Source organism: Myxacorys chilensis, assembly GCF_059505265.1.
In genome coordinates, this window is record NZ_JCACKG010000020.1 from 1 (window position 1) to 659 (window position 659).

Sequence of the window (659 nt, forward strand, 5' to 3'; positions counted from 1 at the left end):
CCGAACGACACCTGGGATGTAACCGACAAGCGCCCGGACTCCGACAGCTTCCTGGTCGGGGCGGCCCGACATGACGGAGAAGGATTCCTGACCATCAGCGATGAGCCGGGGATCGGCATTTCTCTGCGCCCCGATGCCGCCGAGAAGTTCCCGTACCGACCGCGCAAGCTCCACACTCGCTTGCACACGGACGGCTCGGTGGTTGACCAGTGTGTTGACCTCTGGGCGACGATCCGGGCCCAATGTCCAGAACCCCACCAGCCCGCCCCGATCCATGGATCGGGGCGGGCTCTCGAACCGATGATGACTTGGCCGAGTACCGCGTTGGCGGCCCGTGGTCATCGTGGCCGCTGTTCCCGGACATCTCCTCGAGGAGTTGCCAGCGAGGTCGCGCACGAGGGTTCTGTGGGCGGGGGCGCACCCTCGGCGTCACCCATGACTCGGTGCTCTACCGCCAGCGCCACCGCATCGAGAACGCCTTGGCGCACCTCAAGGACTGGCCACGCATCGCCACACGCTACGACCGCTGTGCCGACCTGCTCCAATCGGCTTGAGCTCTGCCCGCCATCGTCCTGTTCTGGTTGTGAGTTGCTGTAACGGGGCACCCAACGCAGACCCCACTCCGTCATTTCCCGCCCGGAATGGTAGCTAGACGTGGT

At 65.4% G+C, this 659-nt stretch carries 1 pseudogene; it reads left to right on the top strand.

The window, feature by feature from the left end:
- Positions 1-431: 431 nt before the first annotated feature.
- Positions 432-554 (top strand): annotated as a pseudogene (locus AC5JLB_RS01125) (IS5/IS1182 family transposase); the annotation flags it as partial.
- Positions 555-659: the final 105 nt, after the last annotated feature.